General features: G+C 56.8%; 25 protein-coding genes and 1 pseudogene. 17 read left to right on the top strand and 9 right to left on the bottom strand.

Annotation, left to right across the window (positions count from 1 at the left end):
• Positions 1-7: 7 nt before the first annotated feature.
• A complete protein-coding gene (locus C4J85_RS09630; protein WP_124362178.1) occupies positions 8-337 on the bottom strand; it encodes a hypothetical protein in 330 nt (109 codons plus the stop codon).
• A 244-nt stretch (positions 338-581) separates the two neighbouring features.
• Positions 582-800: a hypothetical protein gene (locus C4J85_RS09625; protein WP_124403705.1), complete on the bottom strand. Its 219-nt coding sequence runs from the start codon at positions 798-800 to the stop codon at positions 582-584.
• A 329-nt stretch (positions 801-1,129) separates the two neighbouring features.
• Between C4J85_RS09625 and C4J85_RS09620 the strand changes: the two genes are divergently transcribed.
• From C4J85_RS09620 to C4J85_RS09580, 9 genes are read left to right on the top strand one after another with little or no spacing between them, the layout of a single operon-like run.
• Positions 1,130-1,465 carry an RAQPRD family integrative conjugative element protein gene (locus C4J85_RS09620; protein ID WP_124365133.1) on the top strand — a complete coding sequence of 112 codons (336 nt, stop codon included), beginning with the start codon at positions 1,130-1,132 and terminating at the stop codon, positions 1,463-1,465.
• A complete protein-coding gene (locus C4J85_RS09615) occupies positions 1,462-1,701 on the top strand; it encodes a TIGR03758 family integrating conjugative element protein (RefSeq protein ID WP_124362176.1) in 240 nt (79 codons plus the stop codon). The genes C4J85_RS09620 and C4J85_RS09615 overlap by 4 nt, the downstream gene beginning before the upstream one ends.
• Before the next feature lie 17 nt (positions 1,702-1,718).
• Positions 1,719-2,090 (top strand): TIGR03745 family integrating conjugative element membrane protein, encoded by a 372-nt coding sequence (locus C4J85_RS09610; protein ID WP_124362175.1) that lies wholly within the window; start codon positions 1,719-1,721, stop codon positions 2,088-2,090.
• A 7-nt stretch (positions 2,091-2,097) separates the two neighbouring features.
• On the top strand, positions 2,098-2,511 hold the full coding sequence (locus C4J85_RS09605) for a TIGR03750 family conjugal transfer protein (RefSeq protein ID WP_124362174.1): 414 nt from the start codon (positions 2,098-2,100) through the stop codon (positions 2,509-2,511).
• Positions 2,508-3,149 carry a PFL_4703 family integrating conjugative element protein gene (locus tag C4J85_RS09600; protein ID WP_124362173.1) on the top strand — a complete coding sequence of 214 codons (642 nt, stop codon included), beginning with the start codon at positions 2,508-2,510 and terminating at the stop codon, positions 3,147-3,149. Before C4J85_RS09605 ends, C4J85_RS09600 begins: the two co-directional genes overlap by 4 nt.
• Positions 3,146-3,958, top strand: coding sequence for a TIGR03749 family integrating conjugative element protein (locus C4J85_RS09595; RefSeq protein WP_124362172.1), 813 nt, complete (start codon positions 3,146-3,148; stop codon positions 3,956-3,958). Before C4J85_RS09600 ends, C4J85_RS09595 begins: the two co-directional genes overlap by 4 nt.
• Positions 3,948-5,465, top strand: a complete 1,518-nt coding sequence (locus C4J85_RS09590; RefSeq protein WP_124403704.1) for a TIGR03752 family integrating conjugative element protein — start codon at positions 3,948-3,950, stop codon at positions 5,463-5,465. The genes C4J85_RS09595 and C4J85_RS09590 overlap by 11 nt, the downstream gene beginning before the upstream one ends.
• Positions 5,428-5,844, top strand: coding sequence for a TIGR03751 family conjugal transfer lipoprotein (locus C4J85_RS09585; RefSeq protein ID WP_124403703.1), 417 nt, complete (start codon positions 5,428-5,430; stop codon positions 5,842-5,844). The genes C4J85_RS09590 and C4J85_RS09585 overlap by 38 nt, the downstream gene beginning before the upstream one ends.
• Positions 5,844-8,597, top strand: coding sequence for a conjugative transfer ATPase (locus C4J85_RS09580; protein ID WP_124403702.1), 2,754 nt, complete (start codon positions 5,844-5,846; stop codon positions 8,595-8,597). Before C4J85_RS09585 ends, C4J85_RS09580 begins: the two co-directional genes overlap by 1 nt.
• A 200-nt stretch (positions 8,598-8,797) precedes the next feature.
• Here the strand turns inward: C4J85_RS09580 and C4J85_RS09575 are convergent, their stop codons facing one another.
• The 3 genes from C4J85_RS09575 to C4J85_RS09565 all read right to left on the bottom strand — a co-directional run bounded on the left by C4J85_RS09575 (position 8,798) and on the right by C4J85_RS09565 (position 10,607).
• A complete protein-coding gene (locus tag C4J85_RS09575) occupies positions 8,798-9,523 on the bottom strand; it encodes a hypothetical protein (protein ID WP_124403701.1) in 726 nt (241 codons plus the stop codon).
• A complete protein-coding gene (locus C4J85_RS09570) occupies positions 9,517-10,086 on the bottom strand; it encodes a hypothetical protein (protein WP_124403700.1) in 570 nt (189 codons plus the stop codon). The genes C4J85_RS09575 and C4J85_RS09570 overlap by 7 nt, the downstream gene beginning before the upstream one ends.
• A gap of 248 nt (positions 10,087-10,334) precedes the next feature.
• Positions 10,335-10,607, bottom strand: coding sequence for a LasR-specific antiactivator QslA (locus tag C4J85_RS09565; RefSeq protein ID WP_124403699.1), 273 nt, complete (start codon positions 10,605-10,607; stop codon positions 10,335-10,337).
• Between the two features lie 169 nt (positions 10,608-10,776).
• On the opposite strand from C4J85_RS09565, the gene C4J85_RS09560 reads away from it, so the two are divergent.
• The 5 genes from C4J85_RS09560 (at position 10,777) to C4J85_RS09540 (ending at position 15,339) form a co-directional block, all read left to right on the top strand.
• Positions 10,777-11,031, top strand: a complete 255-nt coding sequence (locus tag C4J85_RS09560; protein ID WP_093432220.1) for a helix-turn-helix domain-containing protein — start codon at positions 10,777-10,779, stop codon at positions 11,029-11,031.
• Positions 11,032-11,136: 105 nt separating this feature from the next.
• Positions 11,137-12,093, top strand: a complete 957-nt coding sequence (locus tag C4J85_RS09555) for a TIGR03756 family integrating conjugative element protein (protein ID WP_124403698.1) — start codon at positions 11,137-11,139, stop codon at positions 12,091-12,093.
• Positions 12,090-13,472 carry an integrating conjugative element protein gene (locus C4J85_RS09550; RefSeq protein WP_124403697.1) on the top strand — a complete coding sequence of 461 codons (1,383 nt, stop codon included), beginning with the start codon at positions 12,090-12,092 and terminating at the stop codon, positions 13,470-13,472. The genes C4J85_RS09555 and C4J85_RS09550 overlap by 4 nt, the downstream gene beginning before the upstream one ends.
• Before the next feature lie 3 nt (positions 13,473-13,475).
• Positions 13,476-13,784, top strand: a complete 309-nt coding sequence (locus C4J85_RS09545) for a hypothetical protein (RefSeq protein ID WP_124403696.1) — start codon at positions 13,476-13,478, stop codon at positions 13,782-13,784.
• Positions 13,785-13,794: 10 nt separating this feature from the next.
• Entirely contained in the window at positions 13,795-15,339 is a 1,545-nt protein-coding gene (locus tag C4J85_RS09540) for a conjugal transfer protein TraG N-terminal domain-containing protein (RefSeq protein WP_124403695.1), read from the top strand.
• Between the two features lie 9 nt (positions 15,340-15,348).
• Here C4J85_RS09540 and C4J85_RS09535 read toward each other — a convergent pair whose 3' ends face one another.
• The 3 genes from C4J85_RS09535 to C4J85_RS09525 form a co-directional block, all read right to left on the bottom strand.
• A complete protein-coding gene (locus C4J85_RS09535; RefSeq protein WP_124403694.1) occupies positions 15,349-15,732 on the bottom strand; it encodes a DUF3742 family protein in 384 nt (127 codons plus the stop codon).
• Positions 15,733-15,911: 179 nt separating this feature from the next.
• Complete coding sequence (locus C4J85_RS09530) at positions 15,912-16,505, bottom strand: hypothetical protein (protein ID WP_124403693.1); 594 nt, start codon at positions 16,503-16,505, stop codon at positions 15,912-15,914.
• Positions 16,505-17,236: a hypothetical protein gene (locus C4J85_RS09525; RefSeq protein ID WP_011334428.1), complete on the bottom strand. Its 732-nt coding sequence runs from the start codon at positions 17,234-17,236 to the stop codon at positions 16,505-16,507. Before C4J85_RS09525 ends, C4J85_RS09530 begins: the two co-directional genes overlap by 1 nt.
• Before the next feature lie 437 nt (positions 17,237-17,673).
• On the opposite strand from C4J85_RS09525, the pseudogene C4J85_RS09520 reads away from it, so the two are divergent.
• Together C4J85_RS09520 and C4J85_RS09515 are read left to right on the top strand one after the other, a co-directional pair.
• Positions 17,674-18,002: pseudogene (locus C4J85_RS09520) on the top strand (hypothetical protein).
• Between the two features lie 132 nt (positions 18,003-18,134).
• Entirely contained in the window at positions 18,135-19,097 is a 963-nt protein-coding gene (locus tag C4J85_RS09515) for an ArdC family protein (protein ID WP_124403692.1), read from the top strand.
• Between the two features lie 131 nt (positions 19,098-19,228).
• On the opposite strand, the gene C4J85_RS09510 is transcribed toward C4J85_RS09515, so the two are convergent.
• Positions 19,229-19,426 carry a hypothetical protein gene (locus C4J85_RS09510; RefSeq protein ID WP_007901093.1) on the bottom strand — a complete coding sequence of 66 codons (198 nt, stop codon included), beginning with the start codon at positions 19,424-19,426 and terminating at the stop codon, positions 19,229-19,231.
• Positions 19,427-19,647: 221 nt separating this feature from the next.
• Between C4J85_RS09510 and mobH the strand changes: the two genes are divergently transcribed.
• A complete protein-coding gene (mobH, locus tag C4J85_RS09505; RefSeq protein WP_124403691.1) occupies positions 19,648-21,375 on the top strand; it encodes a MobH family relaxase in 1,728 nt (575 codons plus the stop codon).
• Positions 21,376-21,466 lie beyond the last annotated feature (91 nt).

Here is a 21,466-nt window from a genome sequence, read left to right as displayed (position 1 = left end):
ATATGGTTTACATCGACTGGACCGACGCCACTTCTACATACCGGAATTTTTTTCTGGCTGCTTTGGTGGCTTCCTGCTCTGCCAGCAACGTACTGAGAGTATCGGCTTCATGGGCGATCTCAAGCGTCTTTCCTTCAAACTCATTGCTCACACGAAGAGTTACCCGAAGCCTTGGGGTAAAGGCTTTGGGGGCTTTCTTTTTCGCCATTTTTGATACGGGTGCGGCAACGAAGTCCGGCTGGATTTTTTCCACGGGAACGGTGCTCATCGGCGCAGCTATTTCAGCGTTGCCGAACAATGCTTGGCGCATCTCTTCTTCGGTCAATTTTTTGTTCATGCTGGTTCTCAAGCGCCTGATCACTAAACCGGTGTAATTCTAACAGCTAATCTTGGCGAGGCAGTTTCCAGCTACCGGAATGTTTCCTGAACACTACTCTCCGGTGGGGAACAAGGCTGGTCAATTCGCATCGGACTCCCCACATCTCAAATGATCAGATCCAACGAATAAAGCGACAGGTTACAGGTTAATTCAACAGAATCACTTCGGTACTTGCAAGCGTGTAGCGGGCGTTAGAGGATGCCTATAACTGACGTAGCCGCATAATCGCATCAGTGATGGCTCGGGCATTTTGGTCGAGCGTTTCCATGGTCCCGATTGCGTTAACGGCGACACTTTCCACTCCATTCTCTGAGATCCATTTGGTCACCTCTTCAAGGGCGGCTGCTAGGGCGTGCTGGTTGTGCAGGAGCAGTGTGAGAGCGTCCGCTGTGGCTATGTTGGCTTCAGAGTTATCTGACATGGGGATCATCCTTGAGTAAGTGGTATTGGAAGACTAGTTAAACACACCGTTGGCTGGAGCTATTTCTCCCAGACCCGCTGACACCTGGAGGTATTTGCACTGACTTAACGACTCATTTGCACGACCTCAGTAAGCCCTCATAAATCGAACTCGTATTTGCGCTCCAATTCACTTCCTTTCTCCGCGACATAACCTCGACACAGGGAACAAGCTCGCTACATCGTCAGCGCCGGTATCGAAATAAAATGACGTCGCGCACTTCGTATTTTTTACTGCTGAGCCCTATTCGTCAGTTGGATGCTAGCCCCATAACCAAATGGGCTATGCACATGCCAACTGTATTTTGCCGAATCTGCTGCCTGCTCGTACTGACCACGTTCAATAGTGGCAGCTATGCCGCATCTGCTCATGAACAGGAGCAGTTGAGTCTGATTTTGCAGCAACTCGACGCTATCGAACATCTTGCGACAAGAGCCCAGACAGCTAGCCAGGATGAATCAACCGAGCGTTATCGCTTCGACTATCCCCACCTAACTCGAGACATCCAGCGCATCCGCCAGGGTGTGCAGGACTATCTCTCCCCCTCCCGCGCTCAACCTCGCGATCCCCGTGAAATGGTCGGTGATTACCGACTTGATACCCCGTCTGCGGAGCCTTCGCCATGAGCATGACTGACGCTCAGACCGCCGCCTTTCAAAACGCTTCCGGCTTCTCGGCACAGAGCAGTTCGGCGCTTTGGATTTCCATGGTTATGGTCCTGGCGTTGCTGTGGTGTGCCTGGGTGATGTGGACCGCTTACCGAGGTTGGGCCACCGGCAATGTGCGTTTTGGAGCCTTCGGCGGAAACGCTGCGCGCGTACTGCTTACCTTGCTGATTTTGATGTTCTTCACCCTGTCCTAACACCGGAGATCGCCATCATGCTCAAGTGCCTTGTCCCCCTTAAAAACAACCTGCGTGATCGTGCAAGCCAACGCCTGATCGGTCTGCTGCTGGTCCTTGGGCCAGGCCTAGCCTTTGCCGAGCTACCGACCATGGAGGCGCCTTCCCGAGGCGAAGGTTCGGGATTGATCGAGACGATCAAAAACTACGCCTACGACGCCGGCATTCTACTAGGTCTGCTGATTGCCCTGCTCGCGTTTCTCGGCGTGGCTTGGCATTCCCTGACCGTATTTGCCGACGTCCAAAACCAGCGCAAGACCTGGAAAGACCTCGGCGCGGTAGTTGGTATCGGCGCCCTGTTGGTGGTGATCATCATCTGGTTCCTCACCAAAGCTTCCGCGATTCTCTGAGGTTGGCATGAACGACACTATCGAACGCCTTGCCGACGGCACTTTGGTCTTTCTGCCGGAGCGACTCAATCGTGATCCCGCCGTATTGCGCGGTTTAACCAATGATGAAATGTGGGTGGCCCTAGGCACCGGCGCCGTCATTGGCCTGCTGGTGGGCGTTCCTCTGGCAATCGCCACCGCCTCGATTGCCATGGCGCCGACCAGCATGATCGCAGGCATGACAGTGGTGTTGTTGGTTGGGGGCACGCTACTGCGTCGGGCCAAACGGGCTCGACCGGAGACCTGGTTGTACCGCAAGCTCGAATGGATACTCGCCAGCCGTTGGCGCCTGGGGCGTGGAAGTTTGATTCTCCACTCCGGTGCCTGGACAGTTCGCCGTTCGCGTCGACTGCGCCCTGCCCTGTCTCGGTGGCAGCCATGAGTCGATTTCGAAACAAGGTCGATGCCCAACAGGCCCATATCTTCAGCCTACGTCTGGCGATAGTGACGCTCGCCCTGCTCAGCGCCGGACTATGGTATGGCTGGCGCTCAGCACCAACCGATCTGACCGTGCATGTCCCCCCTGATCTGCGCGCGGGCAGCACGCGCAAGTGGTGGGATGTTCCCCCAGAGAATGTGTATGCCTTTGCCCTGTACATCTTTGGCCAACTCAACCGCTGGCCCTCGGATGGCGAACAGGATTATCGCCGCGCGATCTATGGCTTGCAGTCCTACCTGACACCCGCCTGCAAGGCCTTCCTCGATGGCGACTACGAGTATCGCAAGGCCGCAGGCGAACTGCGTCAACGGGTGCGTGGCGTCTACGAAATTCTAGGCCGAGGCTACAGTGAAGATCCGGAACTGCGGGTCAAGCAACTTGATCGCGACAGCTGGTTGGTCACACTCGACCTCAACGCTGATGAGTATTACGCCGCCGAACCGGTGAAACGGGTGGTCGTGCGTTATCCGTTACGGGTGGTGCGGTTCGATCTGGACCCCGAACGCAATAAGTGGGGCCTTGCACTGGATTGCTATCAGGGCACGCCGCAAAAAATCTCCCCGCCTGGAGGTGAACCATGAAGCGGATTTCTACCCTGGGACTCAGCCTCACACTGATGCTATCGGGCGCAGCCGCGCAGGCCATCGAACTGATGCACTGGGAACGCCTACCGCTCGCGGTCCCACTGGTGATCAATCAGGAACGAGTGGTCTTTATCGATGAAGCTGTTCGTGTCGGCGTGCCTTCCGCTCTGAAGGATAAACTGCGCGTGCAATCAACCGGAGGCACGCTGTACCTGCGCGCGTCGGAAGCCATTGCACCGACACGACTGCAGCTGCAATCGGTTAAGACGGGCGAGATCATCCTCTTGGATATCGCGGCCACGCCTGGCGATCAACCCCTGGAGCCCGTGCGTATTCTCAAGAATGCTCCGATGCAAGCTATCGAGTCTGAATCGAGCACCGTCCCCGTTCCCGAACGTACACCGATCCCGGACGCGTTGACGCGCTACGCCGCGCAAAGCCTGTACGCGCCGCTGCGCACCGTGGAGTCCCTGCCCGGTGTACGCCGCGTCCCGCTCAAGCTGCGCACCGAACTGCCGACCCTGCTGCCGAGCGAAAACGTTTCCAGCACACCTATCGCCGCCTGGCGGCTTGGTGACTATTGGGTGACGACCGTGAAGTTGCGCAATCGAGGTACAGCTACGGTGCAACTAGATCCACGTGGACTGCAGGCAAAGCTGTTCGCCGCGACCTTCCAGCATGCTTTCCTCGGGCCGGTCGGCAGCGCGGAAGACACCACGATTGCCTACCTCATCACTCGCGGTGCCGGCCTCGAACACGCCCTGATGCTTCCGCCCGTTGCGCGGGGTGCTGACGATGAAGGCTAACGCCTTGCTCAAATGGCTGGTACCGGCTGCGCTGCTGGCCGTGGTACTGATCATCATGAAAAGCTGGGTCGCGGGAGGCAGCAAGCCGTCTCCAGAGCACCCAGTTCATCAGGGCGATATTCAATTATCTGCCGAGCAAGCCAAGTCGCTCGGCATTGCGGGCGATACCCCACGCGACACGGTCGCCACCTTGGTAGGCCAAGTGAAGGCCATGCGCAGCGACATGCTAGGTTTGAAGAAACACAACGATTCGCTGCAGACGGAGAACAACCGCCTGCGCGAGCGGGAAAACAGCGTCGACTCGCGTATTCAGACGGCACTTGGCAGTGTGACCCAGCAGGTAGACGAAGGCCGCCGGCAAGCCAATGAAGCACGCATCAAAGCGGAACAAGACAGTCGTCAGGCTAGCGGTCTGCTGACGCAATTGCAGGAACAGTTGTCGGGGCTGACCGGCAAAGGCAAGGATATGCCGATCGGACTGGGTCTTGAACCGGGCGATGGGGACCAGTTCGAAGGGCGGCATACTGCCAACGATGCGCTGCAGTGGATTGAACCCTCGGATGCTCCCTCCACCGAAGCCCGAGGTAAAACCAAGACCTCTTCCGCACCGAGTCTGCCTAATGCCTTCAACTCGCTCGAGGGCTTGAAGGACAATGCCATCAACCGCAGCCAAAAGCAGTTACGCGAGGTCACCAAGGGTGAGCGTGACCTGACGCGATCCGGTGATCGTACCGAAGGTGCGCAGCCGGTCTACACCATTCCCGAAAATGCGACATTGATGGGCTCGGTCGCCATGACCGCGCTGATCGGCCGAGTCCCTGTGGACGGCACCGTGAATGATCCCTATCCCTTCAAGGTGCTGGTCGGCCCCGAGAACCTAACGGCCAACGGCATCGACCTGCCGGACGTCGCAGGGGCCGTGATGAGCGGCACAGCCTCCGGTGACTGGACCTTGTCTTGCGTACGCGGACAGGTCGAGTCGATCACCTTTGTGTTTACGGATGGCACCATCCGCACGGTGCCTCAGCCAAAGACGGTCTCCAGCCGCAATGCCTCCACCACCCAGAGCTCAAATACCGACAAGATCCGCGGTGGACTCGGTTACCTCTCCGATCCGTATGGCATTCCTTGCATTGCCGGCGAGCGTCGCTCGAATGCTCAGCAGTACTTGGGCAGTCAGACTCTGATCACTGCCGCCGGTGCTGGCGTCGCCGCCCTGCTCGGGAATGAACAGAACAACAGCAGCGTCATCAGTTCGGGCGGCAGTGCCTTCGGGGTCACTAACAACAGTGGTAATAGCGCACTGACCTCAATTCTCAGTAGTGGGGCCAGCGACATTCGAGAGTGGGTCAACAAACTGTATGGCGAAGCCTTTGCTGCCGTGTACGTACCACCGGCAGCAGAAGTCGCCCTTCACCTCGACCATGAGATCACCATCGACTACGAGCCCAAGGGCCGGAGTGTTCGCCATGAAAAAGACCATGCTTCTCTGCCTAACCTGGATTAGCTTGATCTGCGGGGTCCTGACGGGGTGTTCCACCGACAAGGACACACTTTTGCCCCATGGCGAGCAAACCATGCTGGATATCTGGAACGGCGCCGGCTCACAGGGTATTCAACAGCAACTGTTGGATGCTCGGCGACAGTTGCGTCGCCCGTTGGCTCAAACAGATCTCTCCACTGCGCTCCAGGAACCGTATACGCGTACAGCAGCGAATGAAATTCGCAACCTGTTCCCTCGCCTGCCCAATCCTGATTTGGTGATGTACGTGTATCCGCATCTGAGTGGTACCGAGCAGGCACCAGTGCCGGGGTACTCGACCGTCTTTCCATTCTACCAGCGGGTGCAGTACGCACTGCCGGGTGAACGTCAGGAAGATCTGTAATGTGTAGCGACGATACGGGCGACCGCACGTCTGCATGGAAAGACTGGCGCAACCCATCGCGCCCCCGCGCGACACTGGCCGATGAAGCTGCGCTCTATGCGCACAATCCCAGCTTCGCCGATCACCTGCCGTGGGTCGAATACCTCGAAACCGAGCAGTGTTTTCTACTAGATGACAATCGCTCTGTGGGTGCGGTGTTCGAGTTACTGCCCATCGGCACCGAAGGGCGTGAACCCGATTGGCTAACGGCAGCCCGCGATGCCCTTGAGGATGCCCTGCAGGATAGCTTTGACGAGCTGGACCAAGCACCTTGGGTGGCGCAGTTTTTCTGCCAGGACGACAACGACTTCACCCCCTACCTCACCCGGCTCACCGACTATATTCATGACAGCGCCCGAGGCACGGTTTTCACCGAAGCGTACCTGGAACTCATTCGCCGACATCTGAAAGCCATCTCCAAGCCTGGCGGCCTGTTCGAGGACAAGGCAGTCACGCGCCTGCCCTGGCGAGGAAACAACCGTCGGGTGCGATTGGTGATCTATCGCTGGCTTGAGTCTGACGGTGAGGAAGCGGGACTCAAGCCAGTGCAATCGCTGCGACAAACTTGCGAACGTGTCGCTGTTTCGTTGCAGGCGTGCGGGGTGCAATCGACGCGCGTCGATGGCCGAGGTTTGTATGCCTGGTTGTTGCCCTGGTTCAATCCAGCCCCCAAGCTCACAGACGAATCGCCCGAAGATTTCTACCGCCGTGTGGCCTATCCGGAGTCTGGCGAGAGCGAGTCGCTGGAACTGCCCTTCGATCATGACTTTGCCGAACGCCTGTTCTTCAACGAACCGCGTTCGGACGTGCAGCAGGGACTCTGGTTTTTTGATGGTCAGCCCCACCGGGTCATGGTGGTGGACAAGCTGCGCCGGGCGCCATTGATTGGTCAACTCACTGGCGAAATCCGCAAGGGAGACGCGGTGAATGCACTGTTCGACCAGTTACCCGAAGGTACGGTGATGAGCCTGACCCTGGTGGTCAAACCCCAGGATGTGCTCGAGGACCAGTTGAACCGCCTGGCGCGCAAAGCCATCGGTGAAAACCTGGCCTCGACCCAGACCCGCCAAGATGTTGAAGAGGCTCGCGCGATCATCGGTCGCCAGCACAAGCTGTACCGCGGCACCCTGGCGTTCTACGCGCGCGGTCACAATGAGCAGCAATTGCACCAGCGTTCGGTCAGCCTGGCTAACACACTACTGGGTGCGGGCCTACAGCCGGTACGCGAAGGCGATGAAGTCGCCGCCTGCAACAGTTACCTGCGTTGGTTGCCGATGGCTTACAACCCGGCCCGCGACACGCGAAACTGGTACACCCGCCTGATGTTTGCCCAGCACCTGGCTAACCTGGTTCCGGTGTGGGGCCGCAGTACCGGCACCGGCCACCCGGGCATCACCCTGTTCAATCGTGGTGGCTCGCCGTTGAGTTTTGATCCGTTGTCACGTCTAGACCGGGCCATGAACGGCCATCTACTGTTGTTCGGCCCCACCGGTGCCGGCAAGTCGGCCACCCTGGTCACCCTGCTGATGCAGGTCATGGCGGTGTACCGCCCTCGCCTGTTTATCGTCGAGGCCGGTAACTCATTCGGTTTGCAGGGTGACTACTTCGCGACACAGGGCCTCTCGGTCAATAAGGTCCAATTGAAACCTGGCGCTTCGGTCAGTCTCGCCCCCTTTGCCGATGCTTGGCGCCTGGTCGAGCAGCCGGATCAGGTGGCGAGTCTGTCGATCGATGAGCTGGACGATGAGGTGGTAACCAATCGCGAAGACCAGCGCGATGTCCTCGGCGAACTGGAAATCACCGCCCGGCTGATGATCACCGGCGGTGAGGCCAAGGAAGAAGCGCGCCTGAGCCGGGCCGATCGCAGTCTGATTCGCGAGTGCATCTTGGATGCGGCGCATACCTGTGTCGCTGCGGATCGCCAGGTGCTGACCCGCGACGTGCGCAATGCCTTGCTGCGCGTCGCCGCTGACCCGCACTTGCCGGAGAAACGTCGTGAGCGTGCCCAGGAAATGGGCGAGTCCATCGACCTGTTTTGCCAGGGCTTCGAGGGTGAACTGTTCGATCGCGAGGGGACGCCTTGGCCTGAGAGCGATGTGACCATTGTCGATCTGGCCACTTACGCTCGCGAAGGCTACGAGGCACAGATGTCCATCAGCTACTTCAGCCTGATGAACACCGTGAACAACCTCGCCGAACGCGACCAGTACCTGGGGAGGCCGATCATCATGGTCACCGACGAAGGCCATATCATCACCAAAAACCCGCTGCTGGCGCCATTCGTGGTCAAGGGGACGAAGATGTGGCGCAAGCTCGGCGCTTGGTTCTGGCTGGCGACGCAAAACCTTGCCGACTTTCCCGCTGCCGCGCAGACCATGCTCAACATGATCGAATGGTGGATTTGTTTGAACATGCCGCCCGCGGAAATCGAAGAGATCGCACGGTTCAAGAAACTCACGCCGGCACAGAAAGCCTTGCTGCTCTCCGCCAGTAAGGAGCCGGGTAAATACACTGAGGGGGTCGTGCTATCGAAGAAGCTCGAAACGCTGTTTCGGGCCGTGCCACCCAGCCTCTATCTCGCCCTGGCCATGACGGAGCCCGAGGAAAAAGCCGAGCGCTGGACACTGATGCAGGAGAACGTTTGCTCAGAGTTGGAAGCGGCTTACCGGGTAGCTGAACGGATCGATAGAGCGCGAGGAATAGAATCAACATAGGAATAGCTATTCAGGCATTGCTCTTCCAGAGAGTGAACTATGAAATTGCATCGCAACTGACCAGACGTTTGCACGGCAACTGAACAGTTGATTGCATTCGTATTCCACACTTAACCGGGCGGTCTGTTGCTGGCCATCGCCCGCGCGGGGCCACTTCAAATATTTTTTATATCCGCAAAATGCAACACCACTTTCTATGATTAATGATGCGACCCTGGTTGTGACCTTGCTTTAGCAGCCTTCTTCACTTCTGATTCCAAGCTGTTTATCAGATAACTCAAATCATGCTTCGAAATACGCTTCGGTCTGGCCATACGTACTGGGTCATTTATTCGCACCTTTGTTTTATCCGAAAGCGCGCGATCTAGACAAGTGGAAAATTCCATCTCATCATCAAATATAGCTTCTACTTTTCGAGCCTCATCATGAATCAAAAGCGCCCTCAGTGGACAGCTCTTAATGGCTTTTAACAAACCATCATCAAGCGTAGTTACAACAGGAATCATGAATTGATTACCCTTCTTTTCTGTCATAAGCGTTTCGCAATGTCGAAACATATAAAGGTCCCACGCAAGCGCGGAAATCCTATTATTCGAATCTCCGTTCGGGTTCCGCAATGCTGGCTCGTCAAAGATAGGCATTCTATTCTGCTTATCAGCGAATCCGCTCAGGGCCTTCCATCCGAAGTAAAGTTCCTTTAGGGGTATGACGTCAAAATTATCAAGACAAAAATCCACCAAGCAGCGAATACCATCATCTACGCTTTGGCCACTCCAGCACTCTAGCATCGCGCGTAAAATTATCGACTGCATCATATCTCGCCGCTGGATACAGGCCCATACCTCCCGATTGGTCAAGAATGCATCCCACATTTCCTCAGCTGCCGGTATGTAGTCCTGAATCTGTTCGGCATGCCCGTTCAGCACCCTTCCCTTCCCCTAACTTCGGGGATATGCATCATGGCATCAAACATCTTTGCCGCCGCAACTTTCTGGTACGGCCAAGGGTTATTAGGTTTTACAACCTCACGTAGGTTTTCCAGTGCCGCAAACATCCAATCAAAACCACGCCCGCCTTGATCTTCAATGAACTGCAAGGTCGCCCGCACCTTTTCGCGGTGACTCGAATCTTCATGACGAAAAAAACCAGGTAACTCAGTAAGAAAGTTTGTATCGAGTAGTGAGAAAAAGGGAAACTCCAAAGGCGCACTACCGCTCCTCATCTGCCTCTCGATTGCATCGGAAAACGCAAAAATGCCCTTTCCAGCAAATAGAGGAACCACGGGCACATTTGGATTATCTGACCGGCCCAAAGCTTGCAATGGAACCCCTCCCTCATCGCTCGCGAACAACACACGAATGCCCGAGAACGCTTCACGATCAGAAGCGACGATGTCTGCGAGGGAATCACCTGGTGAGCGACGTAGAATGGCAGTCTTTACGCGTAGCATCTTTTTCATTTCGTGATGCAGATCGAGTTTGTTTGCCATAGTGATGTGCCCTCTTGAAGATATGCTGGTGCTGTTACCGACGCGGAGAATGAGAGAGATCGGTGGGTTGCTGCCACATATCTGGACTCCTTGCGCAACCTGATGCCCGCTCGCTTTCGTCGAGGGCAGCGCGAGTCGCAGAGCAAACATCGGGACAAAACGCCGCACCTAAAAACCAAAAGTAATTTAGGACCGCAACCTGCTGGACTGTGCCAATGCGATAGGCCAGGCTAAATGCAAACGGGTGGTCAAGTCGATACAGGTATCCGTGTACCGCGCTGAAGCCGCTGCTGAATCCTCAACAAGAATCCTGCTTCAAAAGCATCTTGGCAGTCACCGACAGGAAAGGTCTTGCGGGTTTGAACCAGTTCCCACCACAAAGGAGTATCGGTCGTTGCCTCAAGCCAAGCCTGGGCACATTGCACACCAAGCTCGATCATCGGCGAAAATTCGCTACCCCAAGGTGTCAGAAGACTTGGGCAACCATCCGCCGCGGGAATTGAAATGTAGTTTTCGTCCATACACACCCTAGATGTCTGATTTTATTGTTAGACGCTGGACCCAGCCTCGAAATCTTAACGACACCAAATGAACGCTCGATAACAGGCATAAGCCTCAAATGGCCTAGATCAATACCAATGTAGACTATATCCCGTGGATTGAGAGTCCCTCAAGGCGCAATTTGCGCGCATGACTCAAGACTACGAACAGCTTCGTCTGCAGCTGGCGGAAAACATCCGCTGGATGCGACGCGTAAAAAACCTTACCCAAGAGCAGCTCGCGCTCATGGCCGAGGTGGATCGCACCTACGTCAGTCAAATCGAACGATGCACGGGCAATCCGTCGCTGTTGGTCCTGTGCAAACTCGCCAATATTTTCGAAATTACCGCAGATCAGTTACTTGTGGAACCCGATATCCTGCGCAGCTCCCTTCACGTCAAATAATAGTCTCACGTCTCACAAACCCGATACATCCGCCTTCATAATTTCCACTGACAGTCTTCGGTTCCTAACCGAACCTGCCCAGGCCATACACTGAGAGCCTGGATCATGCCTGTTGCCTGCTCGTCAATCACGCCCACAAAGCTACGGCCCTTGGCGCTGGGCGTCCTGCTGGCGTGCGGCCCAAGCATGGCGCTGGATACCGGCAGCATCACCGCCTCTGTGCTTTCGCCAAATTGCCTCGCATACAAGGTCGTAGGCATTTGTTTCTGGCTCCTCTGCACACCCTTCGGCTGCAAGGTCAAAACCTCAACCAAGGTTCGTCATTTCATTCCTGAACTGGTGGTTTCGAGCTATACCACCACCGGCAACAATCCCTGGGCCGAGATGGCTGCCCTCTCATCTCCCATCAGCGGTGCGGAAGGTGGCGGCAACCTGATCACCCCGAACACCCACCGCGACAACCTGCCCCGCTTTAAGAACGTCGACGGGATCGGCCACCCCGGTGGCTGGATCGCAACGCAACTGGCTTCGCAATCCGGCTATGCCTGCGCCAGCGGTGCAACTGCACTCATGCCTTACTACCTGAGTACCCTGGACTCACTGGCCTGGCGCCATGGCATCCCGGAAAGTTTCTACCCCGAGTCGCTCGTGCCGGGGATCCGTGAAATCGGACGTCAGGCCACGGGAAACATGTGGGGTAACGTTTATCCCCGGCAGGGTTTTCTGGTACAGCCCGACGACTTCAAGGCTGCCGCGGTCATGGCGCAACGGGCCGGCGATGTGATGACCCGCAGCTGGCAGCCGCATGTGTATGTACCGCTCACACCCATACCACGCGACGGCTACTGGCCGCCTGGCCCGATCGTCGAAAACGACGCCTCAACCCACAAATGGCAGTTGCTCTACCCCCAGGTTCAGCCCACGTGCGCCATCTTCCCCAGCGATCCGGTCCAGAGCACGGATGGCGGCTACGCCTGGTCGTTGTGGCGCCCCTATAGCTGCTGCAAGCGTGAGGGGCAGACCTTCCTGTTCAGCATTGACTTCGAAGGAGGTGCTTCATGAGTCGGTTTCTCGTACGATCCTGGTTGGGCATGATAAGTCTGTTGCTCTGTGGACTGCTCGCCATGGCCACGCATGCCCACGCCGCCGAAGGCGATTACCGCCTGGGCACTCAAGGCGAAGTGCTCGATGACCGAGTGATGTACACCATTGGTGGCGGCTCGGCAGTCGGCTCACCGAGTTCGCTCTACCGACCCAGTGGTCTCGGTGTCGGCGGCTCCTGGCGAGCGAACATGATGTGCGGAAACATGAGCCTCACCAACACCCTGCAAAACCAGCTGAACGGCGTCACCGAAGGTTTCCAGCAGATCATGGGCAGCATCGTGCAGAACGCGACCCAAGCGGTGATGTCGCTGCCGGCGTTGATCATCCAACGCGCCAACCCCGGTCTCTATGAGTTGCTCAGTAACGGGGTGATGCAAGGTCGGATCGACTTCGACCGCTCCAAGCTAACCTGCCAGGCCATGGCCGAAAAGATGGCGGATAAGGTCGGTCAAGCCGGTTGGGGTGCGCTGGCCAAAAACCAGGAGATGCAGGGCAATCTGGAGCAAACCGGCGGTGATGCGGTGGCAGCGGTGAAAAACACCGAGGCCCATAACGGCAACAATGGGGTGTCCTGGGTCGGCGGTTCGAAAGCCGGAGGTAACGGACAGACACCCATTCGGGTGACCGCCGACGTGGTCCGCGCAGGCTATAACCTGCTGCATAACCGGTCGGTGGATGACAGTGCCTCGATCAGTAGCAGTGATTGCCTGGGAGGGGCTATTTGTCAGACATGGGCTTCGCCCCAGGAGGAGTCCGACTGGGCCGTTCGGGTGTTGGGCGAGAACGAAGTCGCGACCTGCGACAGCTGCGAAACTCTGCGTGCGACCGCTGGCAGCGGACTGACGCCGCTGATCCAGGAGGCCTATAACGAGCGCCTCAAGGCCCTGCAAGGGCTGTTGTCTGGCGCGCTGCCGCCTACTTCTGACAATCTGACTAAAGCCTCCAGCCCAATGCTGCCGGTGACCCGTGGCGTGATTGAAGCCCTGCGCGACGATCCCGACCAGGATCTGTTGACACGGCGCTTGGCCAGCGAGACGGCCTTGTCCAGTGTGCTCGACAAAGCACTGCTGCTACTGCGCACGCTGCTGGCAGGCAGTCACGAACCGAACATCGCCTCCGCCGAGCCAGCCCAAACCGCCTTGACGAAAAATATCGAAACCCTGGAGCGCGAAATTCGCCTGCTGCAGACCGAGTTGCAGGTCAGGCAGATGCTGACGACCAATACCGCCAGCCTGGTGCTCGATCGGCATGCCGGTGGTGCCGATGCTTCGCGCACCGTCGAGCAAGGCGACCCCGAGCCCGGTCGACTCAATGATGCTGACGCCAGGCGCAAGTGAGCCATGAAACGCTCACCGCTATTCACTTTGCTTTCGAGTCTGGGGATTGCCGCGGCGATGATCCTGACCGCCGCACTGGTCGCCTGGATTGGCCGCACTGCGCTGGGTAGTTTCGAGGTCTGGCAGCAGACATTCGAATCCGCACGACCTTATCTGCGGTGGTGGCGCGCCCTGCTCTACGCCGCCCTCTTTGCGCTCTGGTGGGACCTGCTTCGGCGCTACCGACATCGACCACAGGATCGACTGCGCCTGAAACGCATCGGGACAATAGGGCTCGTGCTCTTTACCTGCGTCGAACTCACCCGACTGTGAGGTCAGCACCATGCTTATGAGCACCAACAGCTACCTGGAGTTTTACCTCTCTCTGCTGGCCTGGATCATCAACAACGGCCTCTGGAGTGTCCTGTCCGACACCGGGCTGTTCGCCGCGCCCTTTGGTGCAATCATCCTCCAGGAATGGTTGTCGGCCCGTCAGCAAGGCGCGGACGAAGGTAACAAGGGGCTGCTCTCGGTGCCACGGATAGAGAACCGTTTGTGGCTGGCCTACATCGTCGTCTTGTTCGGTTGCGCGCCTGTGTTTCCGTTGAGCCTCTCATCAATGGCGTTCAATGATGCGGCAAGCCAGCGCTGCGGCGTCAGTGTGGCCCAACCGACGGAAACCGCCTGGGGGATGACCTTCAATACTATCGGCGAACGCTCCGCCAACGTACCGATCTGGTGGTTTCTGGTGCATGCCTTGAGCAAAGGCGTGACCGCGGCGGCCACCGCTTCCATCCCCTGCGCACCGGATATCCGGCAAATGCGCATGGAGATCGACAGCTCGCGCATCGACAGCCAGGTGCTGCTGCAAGAGGTCGCCGATTTCACCCGCGACTGCTACGGCTATTCCCGTTCTCGGCTGTTCACCAACCGTCCGCAGTTGGACAAGGCACAAAGTCATGACGCCTCCTGGATCGGCTCAAGCTATTTGCTCGATACGCCCGGCTACTACGATACGGATCGTTCACGCACACCGCGCGTCAATTGGCCGTATGACGACAACCGCGATGTATCCTTGCCGCGGTTAGAAAATGGTGCGGGCTACCCCACCTGCAAGCAGTGGTGGAGCGACAGCGGTGTCGGGTTGCGCGAGCGCTTGATCGAGCAGGTCGATCCATCGCTGCTGACTCAGCTGAAAGGTTGGTTGACTGGCCGCTCGAGCAACGAGATCGAAGATGCCACCCTGCGCGAACTGGTCAGCCCGCGCCAGCAAACGATGTCCATGTCGCCCGGACAGGTGTACCAGGACTATGGCTCCAGCGCCCGCGGGGGCTCAATCAATCAGAGTCTCAATAACCTGGCTACCAACACCGGGCTGGCCCTCGGCTCCTTCAGCAACTTTCCGGCGATGAATGCGCTACGCGCCGCCCTACCGATGGTGCAGGCTTTCCTGATCATGGGCGTCATCATCAGCTTGCCGCTGATTCTGTTGGTCAGTACCTACCAGTTGAAGACCGTCATGACCGTGACGTTCGCGCTGTTCACCTTACACATGCTGAGCTTCTGGTGGGAACTGGCGCGTTGGGTCGACTCCAGTATGCTCGATACCTTGTACAACCAGGTTTCGGCTTCAAATCAGGTGCTGTTGTCGCTGCCCACATCCGGACTTATGGATGGGACGGTCACCGCGCAGGTGATCGAGTACGTGATGGGGGCAATGTTCGTCGTGCTTCCGATGTTGTTTTTGGCTGCAATGAGCTGGGCAGGATATAGCGTTGGCTCAATTGCCGACGGCATGCTTAGCAAAGGAGCAGCTCAAGCGCAGGACGCCGGTGCAAGGGGCGCTGGAGCTCTGATATCTGCTGGAAAAGCCTTAAGGAAGGGGTGAAGAACTCCACTACAGGTCTTTTAAATCAGGCTGACCGGGTGCGCGGCCATACTCATACTCACCATATGGGTCGCCATATGCCTTGTACCGGAGAGCATCCTTAGGTTTGATAGGCGTTCCATTGGCGATGGCCCAACACAAGACAATAAGGATCATCACCGACACTGTGAACCATAAGCTAACTAGAAGGAGTCCGGCGGCTATTGCCAACTTGATAACTAGAAAACTCCCGCGAACAAGTAATTTACCTGCGGGCATTCCTGCCGTCTCCGCACTCTCAACCACGCGGGATTCAAACGCTTTCACCTTACGATAACCACGCTTCACCGACAGACCACAGGCGTACGCCCAGCGGTGGGCACGTAAACTTTGAACAGGTTGCTGAGTCGGCATGGTCTCGCCCTCTTCTGAGCGTTTTCATGGTTGAGGCAAGAGTATTAGCCTACTACTGAAAGCGGTCGATATCTGACCGTTTATCAGTTTGCTCAGACGGCGCCGCGAGCGTTGATATGGGCTGCGCGTTGAAAACAGCCCCCATATCCTAGTCCGCCAAGAATAGGACCCGTAAACGGCTAGTAACCTTTCGGTATGCGATAGGTCTTGCCCTTTTTTGTGCGGTCTTCGAAAAAGTCCGCATGCTCCGATTCGTCCGTGCGTATGCAATCGCGCGTCTGACCATTCCCAACGTTGCATTTCGACCACTCAACCCGACTGCGTAATTCGTCCAGCCTCGCCACCTCGCCTCGACGCGCTTTTATTTCGTCTAACGACGGCACCCACAGATAGAGAGACACTACTACCAATGTAAGGATCGTAGCCTGCGCCGACAGGAAGTAGAGCCAACGCCTGCTATTCAATTTCTTTGCTGCCATGTTGTACAGTTCAGCAGCCCGCTGAGCGGCAGCATCTGCCTCCGTGAATCTCTTGCTCAACAGCTCAGCGGCTTGATTCGCAGTTGACTGTGCAGAACTCTCGATGCTCTGTTTGACGCCCGCCTCCAGTCGAACCAGCTTCTTTTCGACGCTATCCTGCAGCTCACGCAACGCCTCAGTAGCCCGTCGAGACTTGCTCTCATCGATCTCTACAGCTTCGAGAACTTTGCGAGCCGCGCCAAAGAGGGCCTGAAAATTTCGATCGTGCGCTTGCTCTTGACTTGTTCCGGCCATCAATATCTTCCTAAAGTTGGACCTTTTAGATCGGGCATCTCGTGATCTGGTTGCTTCATCTCTCTCTGAAGGGAAAGATATCGCTCCTGGCTGTACTCGATCCATTGTTTGTGGGACAGGTTCAAATCCATCAAATCCTGTAAGGCGGCGAAATGCAGACCTCCACCGCTGCCGGCCACCAGCACCAATCCGCCTGTTCCGGTCTCCTCTGGCCCTTGAGCAAGCCGCACCAGATCGATGTAGTCGCGCTCAGCCCTTGTAATCTCAGCCGATCTGCGTTGCAGAATGCCAGCAGCCAGCTCCTCGATAAAATTTTGGAACCTCTCGCTTGACTTAGGCCGTTGCCTGGCGCCTTCGCCAAATGCATCGAGATAGGGCTCAATGCGTGCCGACAGTGCAGCGCTGGGAAGAGGCGCCGTTTCGATGTACCAATGCACCCGCCGCGAAGTACCTGGCAGGTCAGGCAATTCGTCCAATTTTTCGGAAAAAATTCGAGATAGAAACTGGTGACGACCAGCCTCTTTTTTTGACTTGTTAGCCTCAGTCTTAAACTCGATCAAACGTACTGTGCCAGGGAATGCCATCAGCAAATCCCCCAATCGTTTATCGTCTGGCGTTTGTTGAAGCAAGTTCACCATACTTGGTAACTGACCGGATCTCAGCTGTGAACCAAGAGCGAACCCCAGCCCGTAGAGAAAATTTCCGATAACCACATTTTCATACAACTTCATTGAACATCATCACCCTAGTATCACGCCCTTTAGAAGCTTGCCGGTAGCGCTCCAAGCCTAACCGTTTGTCAGTCAATCCGGTCGAAAAACAAGGCTGGCTTTCAGTAGACTCAGTTCGTCTAAAGCGTTGGTTTATCTCGTTGCTATTCGCGAACAGCTCGGCTAAACCCGGGTACGGATCGCTGTTATCGACAGCATTTTCCCAGGTAGCCAGAACCTTCAAGGCTACGTCACTTCGGTGATGGTTCTCCCCAAGTGCGATTAGCGTTCGGTGGCTCGCACGGTGACCGTTTCTACGGTGATGAACGCCTACTGCTCTCCTGAGCGCCTTTCGAGCTCTGCTCGCCAGGCAAACCTTCTTGTTTTTCTTCAACCCACAGCGGGGAAATTCTTTCCCCCACGGGACAGGTTTCTTCGCGTTTCAACGGAGACATTCCATGCCCGACTCACTTACACCGGAAACACTGAACACCCTTCGGTTGCCCATTGTGTTCACGCTGGCGCGTGGCAATGCGCAGTACTGCTCGAGCGTTCAGGTCGTCCTGAGAGGCTGCAGGTCGATCGGCTGAGCCACGTATTGCGCGCAGCTTTCGAGGCTCACCTGGCCTATCCACACGAGCCCTATGTGCTGTTCGAGGTAGCCCACATCGCGCCAACGGGTCATCCACACCATGACCCGCTGCTGCAACTGAGCCTCAGTCTGCTCCAAGAGCCGGACCAGCCTGACGCCTTGTTGATAGCGCTTGCAGGAGAACACCTGCTCTAAGCGCAATTGGCGGCGCCCACCTCCACATTTGGACGGCATGCAAGACCTGCATCAATCCAACCCATCACCCAACCGGGGAACCCTCCCCCGACGGGCAAGGCGTTCCTCCGTTTTTCTCTCGAGGAAATTGCCATGCGCGATATCTACCAAGACGTAACTGACAAGATCGTTACCGCGTTAGTCCAAGGCGTTGCTCCCTGGATCAAACCCTGGTCCTCAAGTGGCTCCGCTGACGTCGGTCATCATCAACCCTACCCCATCAACGCCATCACGCGACGTCCGTATTCGGGCATCAATTTACCGCTGCTCTGGGCCGAGGCCAGGTTGCGGGGATTCACTCAAGATCGTTGGCTGACCTTCAATCAAGCCAAAAAGGCCGGCGGGCACATCCGTAAGGGTGAGCACAGCGCCCTGGCGGTACTCTACAAGCCGATGGAGCGCGAGGAACAGACCGAGTCAGGCCAACCCGTACTCGATGAAAACGGTCAGCCCAAGGTCGCTCACTTCGGCATTCTCAGGACACATTTTCTGTTCAACATCGAGCAAACGGAAGGGCTCGAAATGCTCAATGACACCCTGATCGAGACGGAACAGAGTGATCCCTTCCAGCCCAACGGCGCCGCGGAGAATCTGCTGTTAAGTTCGGGTGCACACATCGTTCATCGATCTGCCGACGAAGCCTTTTACCACCCGATCAGGGATCTCATCCAACTACCGACAAAAGCGCAATTTCACGATGAAGGTGGGTACTACGCCACCGCACTTCACGAGCTGACGCACTGGACCGGGCATCACGCTCGGTTGCAGCGCGAGGGGGTGACTTCATCCTGTCCGTTCGGCTCGCCAGGCTACGCGTTTGAGGAGTTGATCGCCGAAATGGGCGCTGCTTTTTTATGTGCTTACGCCGGCATTCAGGGAGAGGTGCGGCACGAGGGCTATATCGACTCCTGGCTCGGCCTGCTCAAGGCTGACAAACGCGCGATCTTTCGCGCCAGTGGTCAGGCCCGAAGCGCCTCGGAATATGTACTCAACCTGGAGCAGCAACTGAAGCGAGCGGTCTTGGACGACTCACTCTGCATGAACGATGGAGCTTGATCGTTACCTCTCCGCTGCAAACGCCTCACAGGGTCCAACACGAGTTGGACCCTTTTTTCTGCGCCCAGAAAAAAACTTTTGCCGCCGGCACTGACGCAAAGAGTCAGGGATGGGCACACACCCGCAGCCTGTCATTCCGCATCCAGGTTCTGCGCCAGAAAATCCACCAGCTCGAGCGGACTCCGGCTATCGATCACCTTGTAGATCAGATCGCGTTTACTGCGCGGTAACTTCTTGACCACGCTCTTCGCCGAGGCCCGGACGGCTTCGTCGGTCCCATGGATACGTGCCGCGAGCAGCAGCACGAGCGTGGCGTCAGTGAGGTTCATGGCTAGACCCAAAAAATATGCACCGCAGTGTACCGACTCTTGTCTTTGCCGTACTAGCCCCAACAAAACGATGCCTAGCCGTATCCATATTCCGATTGCCATGCAAAGGGACACGAGCCAAAAGGACGGGTAAGGGTTGGAAGGGAATGGGGACTCAAGGGTAAGAGCGCTATCCGAAAAGGCTAAAAGGCCACTGACCCAGCCACTTTCCGGAGGTCACGATGCTCAGCCTGTTTCGCCGCAAAAGGCAGAAGCCCCCTCTGCCACCGACCGTCAACGTCGCCGAAGGTTACCTGTCCATCGAGTCGGCTCACAACTTGTTAGCCGCGGAGCACCGCCGCCAGCTGCTCGATCGCATCTGGCAGTACACCGCCCTCTCCCACGCGCAGTTCATCCAGCTCTATTTAAATCCGATCCATCGCTACGCCGAACAGGTCCAGCAACTCCCGGCCAGCGAGACGCACCACCATGCGTATCTCGGCGGCATGCTCGACCATGGACTGGAACTGGTCGCCTGCAGTTTGAAACTGCGCCAATCCTATCTGCTTCCCACTGGTGCGGCGCCCGAAGACCAGGCCGCCCAGACTGACGCTTGGTCCGCTGGCATCGCCTATGGCGCGTTGCTCCATGACATCGGCAAGATTGCCGTGGACCTGTTTGTCGAACGCCAGGATGGCCGTGTTTGGCATCCTTGGCAGGGTTCCCTGGATCAGCCGTATCGTTTCCGCTATCTCAAGGGGCGCGACTACCACTTGCACGGCGCGGCCGCAGGCTTGCTCTACAACCAGATTATCGACCGGCCAATTCTCGATTGGCTCAGTGGATTTCCGCCTCTGTGGGCCAATCTGCTGTATGTCCTGGCGGGCCAGTACGAACGTGCCGGCGTGCTCGGTGAGTTGGTGATGCAGGCCGACCGCGTTTCCACCGCACAGAACATCGGTGGTAACCCGAGCAAGGCGCTGCAAGCACCGATTCATTCGCTGCAACATCACTTGATCAGCGGATTGCGTCATCTGGTTCAGCACGAACTGAAACTCAACCAGCCAGGTGCCGCGGGATGGCTGACCCAGGACGCGCTCTGGCTCGTCAACAAGACGGTCACGGACAAGCTGCGAGCCTATCTACTGTCGCAATCGATTGAGGGCATTCCCTCGTCCAACCTCGCAGTGTTCGATGAGCTGCAGTCGCACGGATTGGTTGAGTCCACGCCGGAAGGAAAAGCCATCTGGACCGCGCTTGTGGCACAGGGAAATTGGCAGCAGCATTTCACCTTTCTGCGCCTTCAACCGGCACTGATTTGGGGGAACGAAGACCGGCCTGAGACTTTCAGCGGAACAGTGAGCGTGGTAACCGATGACCATCCGTCTGACGCTTCGGCATCACCTCCAGCGCCTAAGACTGTCAGTAATGGATCGCGTCAAAGCTCTTCGCTGACAAATCCCATGGCGATGGAAGACGCTGACTCTCTCGGCACGCTGTTGGATATGTTCGAGCTGGAAGAGCCTGAGGTCAGCGACGAATCGTCAGCACACATTCTCGAAATCTCAAATCCCTCGTCGGATGACCCTGGCCAGGCATTCCTGAATTGGGTCAAAGAAGGCATCCGGAGTCACAGGCTGATCATCAATGACAGCAAGGCCAAAATCCACACGGTGGGTGGGAACGTATTTCTGGTCACCCCTGGTCTCTTTCAACGCTATACGCAGGAGTTCCCCGGCATCTCTCTGGGCGCCTGCCAAGAGATCGAAGAATGGCGTTGGGTGCAGAAGCAGTTTGAGAAACTGAGGGTTCATAGAAAGCGTGGCAACGGTATGAATATCTGGGTATGTACGGTGAGGGGGCCACGAAAAACCTCGAAAATACAAGGATATATCTTACAAAGCCCCGACTACCTATTCGAGAAACTACCAGAGGATAACCCGTTCCTAGAAATAACCGGCAGTACCTAAATGTAGAGATTTCGACAACGTCACCATAAAAATTGGCGCCCTCCAGACTCCTCCCGATAGGCCTCCAGTGCCTCCTCCCGAACCGTCGTGC

Origin of the sequence: Pseudomonas sp. R4-34-07 (assembly GCF_003852375.1) — a bacterium.
In the GTDB taxonomy this organism is placed as follows: domain Bacteria; phylum Pseudomonadota; class Gammaproteobacteria; order Pseudomonadales; family Pseudomonadaceae; genus Aquipseudomonas.
Note: the sequence above shows the minus strand (reverse complement) of the source record. Positions and strands in the feature narration are given on the sequence as shown.

Excerpts from the sequence above, each read along its gene's own strand:
- C4J85_RS09570 (WP_124403700.1), bottom strand. The coding sequence starts at position 10,086 with ATGGCAAACAAACTCGATCTGCATCACGAAATGAAAAAGATGCTACGC.
- mobH (WP_124403691.1), top strand. The coding sequence starts at position 19,648 with ATGCTCAGCCTGTTTCGCCGCAAAAGGCAGAAGCCCCCTCTGCCACCG.
- C4J85_RS09630 (WP_124362178.1), bottom strand. The coding sequence starts at position 337 with ATGAACAAAAAATTGACCGAAGAAGAGATGCGCCAAGCATTGTTCGGC.
- C4J85_RS09510 (WP_007901093.1), bottom strand. The coding sequence starts at position 19,426 with ATGAACCTCACTGACGCCACGCTCGTGCTGCTGCTCGCGGCACGTATC.
- C4J85_RS09515 (WP_124403692.1), top strand. The coding sequence starts at position 18,135 with ATGCGCGATATCTACCAAGACGTAACTGACAAGATCGTTACCGCGTTA.
- C4J85_RS09540 (WP_124403695.1), top strand. The coding sequence starts at position 13,795 with ATGCTTATGAGCACCAACAGCTACCTGGAGTTTTACCTCTCTCTGCTG.
- C4J85_RS09560 (WP_093432220.1), top strand. The coding sequence starts at position 10,777 with ATGACTCAAGACTACGAACAGCTTCGTCTGCAGCTGGCGGAAAACATC.
- C4J85_RS09535 (WP_124403694.1), bottom strand. The coding sequence starts at position 15,732 with ATGCCGACTCAGCAACCTGTTCAAAGTTTACGTGCCCACCGCTGGGCG.
- C4J85_RS09580 (WP_124403702.1), top strand. The coding sequence starts at position 5,844 with ATGTGTAGCGACGATACGGGCGACCGCACGTCTGCATGGAAAGACTGG.
- C4J85_RS09555 (WP_124403698.1), top strand. The coding sequence starts at position 11,137 with ATGCCTGTTGCCTGCTCGTCAATCACGCCCACAAAGCTACGGCCCTTG.
- C4J85_RS09605 (WP_124362174.1), top strand. The coding sequence starts at position 2,098 with ATGAACGACACTATCGAACGCCTTGCCGACGGCACTTTGGTCTTTCTG.
- C4J85_RS09615 (WP_124362176.1), top strand. The coding sequence starts at position 1,462 with ATGAGCATGACTGACGCTCAGACCGCCGCCTTTCAAAACGCTTCCGGC.
- C4J85_RS09530 (WP_124403693.1), bottom strand. The coding sequence starts at position 16,505 with ATGGCCGGAACAAGTCAAGAGCAAGCGCACGATCGAAATTTTCAGGCC.
- C4J85_RS09590 (WP_124403704.1), top strand. The coding sequence starts at position 3,948 with ATGAAGGCTAACGCCTTGCTCAAATGGCTGGTACCGGCTGCGCTGCTG.
- C4J85_RS09545 (WP_124403696.1), top strand. The coding sequence starts at position 13,476 with ATGAAACGCTCACCGCTATTCACTTTGCTTTCGAGTCTGGGGATTGCC.
- C4J85_RS09600 (WP_124362173.1), top strand. The coding sequence starts at position 2,508 with ATGAGTCGATTTCGAAACAAGGTCGATGCCCAACAGGCCCATATCTTC.
- C4J85_RS09525 (WP_011334428.1), bottom strand. The coding sequence starts at position 17,236 with ATGAAGTTGTATGAAAATGTGGTTATCGGAAATTTTCTCTACGGGCTG.
- C4J85_RS09620 (WP_124365133.1), top strand. The coding sequence starts at position 1,130 with ATGCCAACTGTATTTTGCCGAATCTGCTGCCTGCTCGTACTGACCACG.
- C4J85_RS09625 (WP_124403705.1), bottom strand. The coding sequence starts at position 800 with ATGTCAGATAACTCTGAAGCCAACATAGCCACAGCGGACGCTCTCACA.
- C4J85_RS09595 (WP_124362172.1), top strand. The coding sequence starts at position 3,146 with ATGAAGCGGATTTCTACCCTGGGACTCAGCCTCACACTGATGCTATCG.
- C4J85_RS09610 (WP_124362175.1), top strand. The coding sequence starts at position 1,719 with ATGCTCAAGTGCCTTGTCCCCCTTAAAAACAACCTGCGTGATCGTGCA.
- C4J85_RS09565 (WP_124403699.1), bottom strand. The coding sequence starts at position 10,607 with ATGGACGAAAACTACATTTCAATTCCCGCGGCGGATGGTTGCCCAAGT.
- C4J85_RS09550 (WP_124403697.1), top strand. The coding sequence starts at position 12,090 with ATGAGTCGGTTTCTCGTACGATCCTGGTTGGGCATGATAAGTCTGTTG.
- C4J85_RS09585 (WP_124403703.1), top strand. The coding sequence starts at position 5,428 with ATGAAAAAGACCATGCTTCTCTGCCTAACCTGGATTAGCTTGATCTGC.